Raw genomic sequence first — 8,544 nt, forward strand, 5'->3', positions numbered from 1 at the left:
GGCACTCAATCCAAATGTCCGAATAGACAGCCATGATCAAGTTTCGTACTTTCGGGAAATATCGTAATAAAAATTCACAATCGTCTCGTTGTCTCTTTCTGCGGGCCATGTGAGCCAGTCCAGCAACTCAATGGCGTTAAAGGTGAGTGAAACAATGACGGTTTTGCGTCCCTCACGCAGGCATTGGACTAGCCCTAGTTTTTCGAGTTGTGTCAGAGTGGTTGAGCGTTCTTGTCGTGAACTCCACAGGTGCGGCTCGGCGTTCAAGTCCCACAGAATGGGGGTGCTTTCCCACTTTGGCGGGGGTGTTGCTTTTTTACCCTGGGAGCGTCGGGCATTGCGTATCTTTTGGTACGGCAGGTGTGCCCCCAGACATTTTCGGGCTAGTTCCATTAAAAGTAACTCTTTTCTCGTGTTTCTTAAGGGTTTGTATTTCTCAAATAAAGGTCGCCTTTCTACTAATTTTTCAAACATAACACTGCAATAAAGGATACGCTGTTGCTCAACCGTGAACCTATGAAACGGCACATGATTGCAGGCTCTTAGAAGTTCCGATCTGTTTGGATTTTCCCACCCCTCAAGGAATAGTTTTTTAAGAGTTATGTCGTCCCTAAGCCACCGCAAATACTGCCCCACGTCCAGGTTGTTTTGTAGTAGATAAGACCTGAAACCCCGCATAGCATGGGGGAAACCGAGGTTTTTAGCTTGCATGTTTTTCCCTCAATTCGTCTAGGTAGTCAGCCCATTTCTGCATAAGCTCGTGTCTTTCTTTTAGGAATTGAGTGCGGTTATAAGCCCGTCCCAAAGCGTCCTTAACAGTGTGCGCTAGTTGGTGTTCGATTATGTCTATGCGGAACCCCAAAATCTCGTCTAAAAGCGTCCTAGCAGTTGCCCTAAAACCATGTGCAGTTGCCATATCGCCCGGTATCCCCATTGAACGTAAAGCCGCAGTTAAAGCCATATTTGATAGCGGTTTATTCATATTTCTTAGGCTTGGCAAAACCCACTCACCACGCCCTGAGATTTCCTTTATCCAGGTCAACTTTTCAATCACTTGCCGGGCTAGGGGGACGATATGCGGTTGCCCGGTCTTGGGGACGGTGTATCGCCATTCACGATTGGATAAATCCACGTCCCCCCAGCGCATGGTGCGTAACTCACCGGGACGCACAAACAAACGAGGGCATAGCCACAAGGCAACCTTCACCACCGCCCCGCCGGGGTATGCGTCAATCATTCCCAGCACCCCGCCCAACGTTTCGGGATCGGTTATCGCTCCAAAGTGTCCCCGCACTTCTGGGGGTAATGCACCACGCAGGGAATATGTAATGTCGGTAGAGCAATAGCCACACGCCAACGCATACCGCCATATTTGACTGCATATACTCAATTCACGCTTAGCGGTGGATATGGTGCCCCTAGCGACTACCGCCCGCAAGGTGTCCAACAATTGCCCTGGTGTTATGTCCCTAATAGGGATAACTCCCAGCGTTGGGAATAAATCACGCTTTAGCCGACTCTCAATGGTGACGGTGTTGGACGGTGCCCATTTTTCCCGATTGGCGTTTATCCATTCGGTAGCTACCGTTTCCAAGGTTTTGCCCCGTTGCACCTGCTCTCGTTTCTCTTGTTTTCTCTGCTCACTGGGGTTTATCCCTTGGGCAATCAAAGCGTGTAACTTATCCCTCTCGATCCGGGCTTGCTTAAGGGAAACGACGGGGTATTTCCCAAGGGATAGGCGATACTCCCTACCACCAAAAACATATTTGAGCCTCCATAGCTTGCTACCGGTTGGGGACAACTCCAAATACAGCCCGCCGGTGTCGTAAAGAAAACTCGGCTTTTCCCCCGGCTTAGCTTGCCGTATCTCAGTGTCCGTCAATGGTGTCCCTTTCCGGGGCATATCCCAACACCTAAAAGCTATCCTTATGCCTATGCCTAAATTATAGGGCTAATGTGATAGCTTATGGGTTTCTATGAATCCTTGTCTTAGGGTTAAAAGCTAGTATTTATCGTGGTTTTGGGCGGTTATGGTACTGCGTGGGAAGCTAAGGATATGGAGAATAGGAGACTCGAACTCCTGACCTCTGCGGTGCGATCGCAGCGCTCTACCAACTGAGCTAATTCCCCTTGCGGTAATGCAGCATCTTCTATGATAGCGGGTAACGGGGCCAGTCGGTGGCAAATTCTGCTTTCAAATCCCGTTCCATGAGTGCCCCCACCGCCTGCTGGGGAGTGACCCGCCCCTGGAGCAGTTGATACACCTGCTGGGCAATCGGCACGGCAATCCCCCGCCGATCCGCCCACTGCACCACCACCTGCGTCGTATTGATGCCCTCGACCGTACTCTGGAGTTCCTGGAGCATGGCCGCCACCGATTTGCCCTGGGCCAGACCGTAACCCAGGCGATAGTTGCGGCTCAAGGGACTATTGCAGGTTGCCAACAAGTCGCCTAGCCCTGACAGCCCATACAAGGTTGTCGCCTGCGCGCCCCATTCCACCGCCACCCGCACCATTTCTGCCAGGGCACGGGTGACCAAACCGGCTTTGGCATTCGCCCCCAAATGCAGACCGTCACACACCCCAGCGGCAATCGCCATCACATTTTTCAGCGCCCCCCCTAGCTCTGTGCCCAAGGGGTCCTGGTTGGTGTACACCCGAAACCGCTCCGAGGCCAATACCCGCTGCACCCGTTGCGCTGCCCAGGTCTGGACACTGGCGGCCACCGTCGCGGCGGGCAACCCCTGGGCAATTTCTGCCGCCAAATTGGGTCCTGAGACTGCGACCACCCCATGTTCCGGAAATGCCCGCTGCCATACCTGGGTAGGCGTACTGCAACTATCCGGTAACAATCCTTTGGTCGTACTGACAATAATGGTTCCTGGGGCCAGGTGGGGGAGTTGCTGCACCAGGGGCAAGACCCCAGCCACAGACACGGCGACAACCACCATCGTGGCAGGTTGCACGACCGGGGCGAGTTCTCCCCCGTAGCGCCGGGACCAAACCTGTACCGGGTGACCATTCCGGCGAATGAGTTCGGCTAGGAGGGTTCCCCAGGCGCCCCCTCCCAATACCGCCACCACCTCCGGGTTCATCGGAGCAACTGCTGCATGAGCCGGGTCACTTGCGCCAAGCCATCCTTATCCCCCTGTTTTTGGAACAGTTGGGCGGCCTGTTGCCAGGATTCTAGCGCCTGTTGCCGCTCGCCCAAGGCCCGATGCGCCACCCCTTTTTGGGCGTAGGCCGCCGCCAGTTGGGGATTGTAACGGATGGCCTGGTGCAAATCGGCCAGCGCCCGCCCGTAGTCTTTTAGCGCCAGCCAGGTACTCCCCCGTTGGTAATACCCCTGCGCCAGGTCCGGTTGGCGGCGCAACACCGCATTGCAGTCGGCCAGGGCTGCCTGGTAATTCCCCCGCAAGCGGTAGGCCTTCGCCCGATTGAGGTAGGCTTCGAGGAAGTTGGGGTCCGTTTGCAGCGCCCGGCTAAAATCGGCAATGGCCTGGGCGTAGTTGTTGCCCCTGGCGTAGGTAATGCCCCGGTTGTTGTAGGCTGCGGCAAATTTGGGGTTGAGCCGAATTGCCTGGGTCAAGTCGCGAATGGCCTCGTTGTGTTTGCCCATGTCGCTATAGACCGACCCGCGGCTGTAATACAGTTCCGCATCCTGGGGAAACCGCTCAATCGCTTCGGTAAGCAGGGCAATCGCGCCCGGATAATCCCCTGCCTGCGCCTTTTCGACCCCTTTGGCCTGCAACTGCTGCCGCTGTGCCCGTTGTGCTGGCGGTAAACCCGGCGAGGGGATCAACCCCCACTGACAGCCCCCCAACACCACCACCAGCCCCAGCCACCCCAGGACAGCCCTGTTAAAATGCGTCATAAAAAGTTACATAGGGTTACAAGTTTACAGAACATTGCGATCCGGGCGGGTGGGGGCACGCAACAGGCTATAGTGAGGCCGGATGTGGGTCATGCCCCACCATTTGGCATTTTATCCGTGATGAGAGGAAATGGATATGGCGAGAGTCCTGGCTTTAGTCCTGGCGCTGGTGCTGTGGTGGACCTGGGCACCGGCGGCGCAGGCAGATGTGGCGGGCTTAACCCCTTGTCGGGAGTCGGCGGCGTTTCAGCAGCGGTTGAATAATGAGGTGGCGGCCCAGGAGGCCCGGTTGGCTTTGTATCCGGCAGGGAGTCCCCAGGCGGCGGCGGTGCAGCGGCGGATTGCCCAGACCCAAGCCCGGTTTGAGCGCTATGCCAAGCAGGGGTTGTTGTGCGGCGAGGATGGGTTGCCCCACTTGATTACCGATGGCCGGTGGTCCCATGCTGCCGAATTTACCCTGCCGGGGTTGTTGTTTCTGTACATTGCCGGTTGGATTGGTTGGGTCGGGCGGGCCTATTTGATCGCCGTGCGGACAGAGAAGGAACCGACGGAGAAGGAAGTGATTATTGATGTGCCGCTGGCGGTGCGCTGTATGTTGTCTGGCTTTAGCTGGCCGGTGATGGCCTTCCGGGAGTGGACGACCGGGCAGTTGACGGTTCCCGACCATGAAATTTCCGTATCCCCTCGTTAGGAGTGACGACCATGCAGGATTTGTTGAAATATCTCTCGTTTGCCCCGGTGTTGTTGGCCGCATGGCTGTTTCTGATTGCAGGCATTTTGATTGAGATCAATCGGTTTTATCCCGATGCTTTGGCATTTCCCTTCTAGGGTGTCTTGGCATTTGGGGTGTTGTCGTTTTTGGGTAGGAGGAGATGGACATGAGTGAAGAGTTTGTGCGGCCCTGGCAGGGGGACAGTCAATTAGGGCATTTGGAAACGCCGGTGAGTGCCGGGTTGGGCATGGTTTTGGTGAACAATTTACCGGCCTACCGTCCCGGCCTGGAACCGTCGCGCCGGGGGCTGGAAGTGGGCATGGCGCACGGTTATCTGCTGCTGGGGCCTTTTTACAAGCTGGGGCCGATGCGGGATTCGGAGTACGCCCTGGCGGCGGGGGTGCTGGCGGCGTTGGGGCTGGTGTTGATTTTGACGGTGTGTTTGTCCCTTTACGGCAGCGTTTCTTTTGATAAACCCACGTCCGGCCCTACCGACCAACTGCAAACAGCCGAGGGTTGGAGTAGCTTCACCGGCGGCTTTCTGATTGGCGGTGTTGGTGGGGTGGTGTTTGCGGGCATTCTCCTGTTTTTCCTGCCGATGCTCCAGGGGATTGGCGGCAATTTGTTTAACTAACCCACGCAAAAACTAGGGAAAACATGAGGGGGCTGGAATGTTCTGGCTCCCTCGTGTTGTGGGGGTAGTGCTATCTTTGTAATGGCTATCATGGGAATCAAGAGAGATTGGCGGAAGCTATGAACTGAATTACCTGGCGTTACTGCCAGTCAAAAAATGTGATTAGCTATGGGCATACTCACAATGGCAAAAAACGATATATGTGTCATGATTGTCATCGGCAATTTACTCCATCTGCCCAGAAGAAGTATATTTCTAAGGAGCAGAAGGAGATGGTTAACAAAATGTTGTTAGAACGAATGGCAATTGCGGCAATATATGGGGTCAATTTCAAAATCCTGGTTGCATAGATATACAAAATATGTGGTGGCGTACACAGCAGAAAGTCTAGATGTTGCACCTCATAAAGATGGAGAGCTAGAGCTGGAATGGGATGAGGTGTGGTCGTTTATGGGTTCCAAGCAGAATCCCCAATGGCTATGGTTAGCTCTGGAAAAAACGATGCGTCTTATCGTTGCCGCTTGTATAGGAGATAGGAGCATTGAGACAGCTAAAAAACTGTGGCGACGGCTACCTAGAGTTTGGCGTAACCAGGCTAAGTTTTACACAGACTTTTGGCAAGCCTATCGGGAGGTAATGCCTCTCAAACCACACGAAAGAGTTTCCCAAGGTCGTAGGAAAACTTCTTATATTGAGCGGTTTAACAATACCTTGAGGCAACGAATTGGGCGCCTTGCCCGGAAAACTTTATCGTTTTCCAAAAACTTAGAAAATCACATTGGTATCATCTTTAATTTCATCCATCACTATAATGAAGCATTACTTGGATAGCACTACCATCTGCTCTATCTGCCAACCTTTGCCTGCTTAGCTATAAGAAATCATCTGGTATGTTTGGTTGGTTACATTGATTAGACCGTATGCACATTGGCATTGTGGGGTTGGGGTTAATGGGTGGTTCGCTGGCGCTGGATTGGCGGCAGGCTGGGCATTTCCTAACCGGCATCAGTCGCAGTGTTCAAACGTTAGCCATTGCTCAGGAACGGGGGGTGATTGACCAAGGTGGGACGGATTATGCGCTCCTCCATGCCTGCGATGTGGTCGTGCTGTGCGTGCCCTTGGATCGGCTGGTAAGTCTGGCGGCGGCGGTCTGTCCCCATCTGCGCCCCGATGCCATTCTGACGGATGTGGGTTCGGTCAAAGCGCCCCTCGTGCAGGCGATTACGCCCCTGTGGCCCCGGTTTATCGGGGGGCATCCGATGGCCGGTACGGCAGAGCAGGGCATCCAGGCCGCACAATCCCATCTCTTTCGCCAGCGTCCCTACGTGTTGACCCCCACCCCCCACACCGACCCGCAACAGTTGGCGCAATTGCAGACTTTGGTTGAACAATTGGGTGCGCGCTGGCTGCTGTGTGACCCGCAGACCCACGACCGCGCCGTAGCCTGGATTTCCCATCTGCCGATTTGGGTCAGTGCTGCCCTGTTGGGAGCGGTGGCCCAGGAATCCGACCCGCAAATTGCCGCGCTAGCCCAGCAACTGGCTAGTTCCGGCTGGCAGGACACGACCCGCGTTGGGGGCGGCAACCCGGAATTGGGTGTGTGTTTGGCGCAGTACAACCGGGAGCCGCTGTTGCAAGGGTTGTATGTTTATCGGCAAGAATTAAACCGTATCATTGCGCTGATCGAACAGCAGAACCTGGCCGCCCTCACCGCCTATCTCCAGCACAGCCAAGCCGTGCGCCACTCTAGTTCTTGGCCACCCCAACCACCTCCTGCTGCTTCCGGGCCGGGTTGAGTCTGGTTGCCCCTCGGACAAGTCGGCCCAGAGGCGGCAACATTTGGTATGATTCCAGTACCCGACCGGCAAAGGCACTCTGGGCTGGGAACCGGGAACTGCCGCTTGTTGTCGAATAGGGTAGGCAACCCCTACCGAGTGACCTCCTATGGTGCGCGCTTGTTGGTTTTGGTGCTTATTGCCCTTAGTGCTTTGGTCTGTGCCCGCCCAGGCTCAGGAGTTGTTTGGGGCGATTGCCCTCAGCAGAACCAGCAACCGTTTCGGCTACAGCTATGACTGGCCGAGTTCTGCCCAGGCCACCCAAAGGGCGCTACAGGAATGTGGTTCCCCTGATTGTCAGGTGGTGTTGACGTTTGGTGGCGGTTGTGGGGCGGTGGCCGAAGGCCCCAATCGCACGGGGTTGGGTACGGGAAAAACTCGCGCTCTGGCAGAACAGGCCGCTTTGCAGGTCTGCCGTGAACCGGGGTGTCGGGTCACGGTCTGGGCGTGCAATTCCCGATGAAAACGGCACAGCTTGCCGAGCGGATTATTGTCGCTCTGGATGTGCCGGATGGGGAAACGGCCCTGCAGTGGGTAGAACGGCTGCCGCAGGTGCGCTGGTGGAAAGTGGGGCTGGAATTATTTACTGCCGCCGGGCCGGCAATTCTTTACCAACTCAAACAGCGGCACAAATCCATTTTTTTAGACCTGAAGTACCATGACATTCCCCAAACGATGGCCCGTGCCTGCCAAGTGGCAGCCGGTTATGGGGTTGATTTTTTGAGCGTCCATGCCACTGCCGGTTCTATCGCATTGGCGCAAGCGCAGGCAGCCATTGCCCCCAGTTCCCTGAAATTGTTGGCCGTCACTCTTTTGACCAGCACGAGTGCCCAGCAATTTGCCCAGGAATTTGCCAGTTGTTTGGGCATGGCAGAGCACGTGCAGTACTGGGCGCAGGTGGCCTACCGGGCGGGGGTGGCTGGGGTCATCTGTGCGCCCCAGGAAGTTCCGGTGATCAAAAAGACGCTGGGTAAGGATTTTTTGTGTGTTTGTCCTGGCATCCGTTGGCAGACCACCGCTGATGACCAGCAACGCATCTGCACGCCCCAGGCTGCTTTGGCTGCCGGCGCCGATTATTTGGTGATTGGCCGCCCGATTTTGCAGGCGCCCAACCCAGAACAGGTCTGGCACGAACTGATGCAGTTGGGGGAGTAAAGGTCAAACTGGGAGTTCCCCCTGCACCTCGCAACCTCATCGAGAAGGCGGTGACGATTTAGGATTGGTGCTTTGATATTACGGGGTAGAGCGAAGTACCGAATTGGTGATCGACAAGGTGGGGTCAATGACTTTCAAGAAGCCATAAAGCTTGATGATGGTCAAAGGTCTGCTGTTTCTGGTTTTCTCAATAATAGTCGTTTCACAGGAAAATGCAACACTTTGAGGCACTGGTCATCACTGTATCCCCTTCCAGGACAGGGTTTGCAGGTAAAGGCGAATGTCGCAAACTTGTTTGAAATGACTATATCTGCGTGGGGGATAAGTGGATGAC

General features: G+C 55.1%; 12 protein-coding genes and 1 tRNA gene. 8 read left to right on the forward strand and 5 right to left on the reverse strand.

From position 1 onward, the window contains the following. Positions 1–36: 36 nt before the first annotated feature. The 5 genes from ACWISF_RS07245 to ACWISF_RS07265 all read right to left on the reverse strand — a co-directional run bounded on the left by ACWISF_RS07245 (position 37) and on the right by ACWISF_RS07265 (position 3,874). Positions 37–711 (reverse strand): hypothetical protein, encoded by a 675-nt coding sequence (locus ACWISF_RS07245; RefSeq protein WP_448380912.1) that lies wholly within the window; start codon positions 709–711, stop codon positions 37–39. Beyond that, positions 701–1,882: a tyrosine-type recombinase/integrase gene (locus ACWISF_RS07250; RefSeq protein WP_448380913.1), complete on the reverse strand. Its 1,182-nt coding sequence runs from the start codon at positions 1,880–1,882 to the stop codon at positions 701–703. Before ACWISF_RS07250 ends, ACWISF_RS07245 begins: the two co-directional genes overlap by 11 nt. A gap of 175 nt (positions 1,883–2,057) precedes the next feature. Continuing rightward, positions 2,058–2,130 (reverse strand) — tRNA-Ala (locus tag ACWISF_RS07255). A 20-nt stretch (positions 2,131–2,150) separates the two neighbouring features. After that, entirely contained in the window at positions 2,151–3,095 is a 945-nt protein-coding gene (locus ACWISF_RS07260; RefSeq protein WP_448380914.1) for an NAD(P)H-dependent glycerol-3-phosphate dehydrogenase, read from the reverse strand. Further along, complete coding sequence (locus ACWISF_RS07265) at positions 3,092–3,874, reverse strand: tetratricopeptide repeat protein (protein ID WP_448380915.1); 783 nt, start codon at positions 3,872–3,874, stop codon at positions 3,092–3,094. Before ACWISF_RS07265 ends, ACWISF_RS07260 begins: the two co-directional genes overlap by 4 nt. Before the next feature lie 136 nt (positions 3,875–4,010). Here ACWISF_RS07265 and ACWISF_RS07270 point away from each other — a divergent pair, with 136 nt between their 5' ends. From ACWISF_RS07270 to pyrF, 8 genes are all read left to right on the forward strand, one after another. Next, on the forward strand, positions 4,011–4,565 hold the full coding sequence (locus ACWISF_RS07270; protein ID WP_448380916.1) for a Photosystem I reaction center subunit III: 555 nt from the start codon (positions 4,011–4,013) through the stop codon (positions 4,563–4,565). 11 nt (positions 4,566–4,576) lie between these two features. Continuing rightward, positions 4,577–4,702, forward strand: a complete 126-nt coding sequence (locus ACWISF_RS07275) for a Photosystem I reaction center subunit IX (protein ID WP_448380917.1) — start codon at positions 4,577–4,579, stop codon at positions 4,700–4,702. 50 nt (positions 4,703–4,752) lie between these two features. After that, positions 4,753–5,220 carry a photosystem I reaction center subunit XI gene (locus ACWISF_RS07280; protein ID WP_448380918.1) on the forward strand — a complete coding sequence of 156 codons (468 nt, stop codon included), beginning with the start codon at positions 4,753–4,755 and terminating at the stop codon, positions 5,218–5,220. 158 nt (positions 5,221–5,378) lie between these two features. Further along, the gene (locus ACWISF_RS07285; RefSeq protein WP_448380919.1) at positions 5,379–5,570 is read left to right on the forward strand and encodes an IS1/IS1595 family N-terminal zinc-binding domain-containing protein; all 192 of its coding nucleotides are present in this window, start codon (positions 5,379–5,381) and stop codon (positions 5,568–5,570) included. Beyond that, on the forward strand, positions 5,539–6,051 hold the full coding sequence (locus ACWISF_RS07290) for an IS1 family transposase (protein WP_448380920.1): 513 nt from the start codon (positions 5,539–5,541) through the stop codon (positions 6,049–6,051). The genes ACWISF_RS07285 and ACWISF_RS07290 overlap by 32 nt, the downstream gene beginning before the upstream one ends. 89 nt (positions 6,052–6,140) lie before the next feature. Then, positions 6,141–7,016: a prephenate/arogenate dehydrogenase gene (locus ACWISF_RS07295; protein WP_448380921.1), complete on the forward strand. Its 876-nt coding sequence runs from the start codon at positions 6,141–6,143 to the stop codon at positions 7,014–7,016. A gap of 199 nt (positions 7,017–7,215) precedes the next feature. Next, positions 7,216–7,518 carry a DUF4189 domain-containing protein gene (locus tag ACWISF_RS07300; RefSeq protein WP_448380922.1) on the forward strand — a complete coding sequence of 101 codons (303 nt, stop codon included), beginning with the start codon at positions 7,216–7,218 and terminating at the stop codon, positions 7,516–7,518. Next, positions 7,515–8,210 (forward strand): orotidine-5'-phosphate decarboxylase, encoded by a 696-nt coding sequence (pyrF, locus tag ACWISF_RS07305; protein WP_448380923.1) that lies wholly within the window; start codon positions 7,515–7,517, stop codon positions 8,208–8,210. The genes ACWISF_RS07300 and pyrF overlap by 4 nt, the downstream gene beginning before the upstream one ends. Positions 8,211–8,544: the final 334 nt, after the last annotated feature.

This window comes from Gloeomargarita sp. (genome assembly GCF_053491055.1).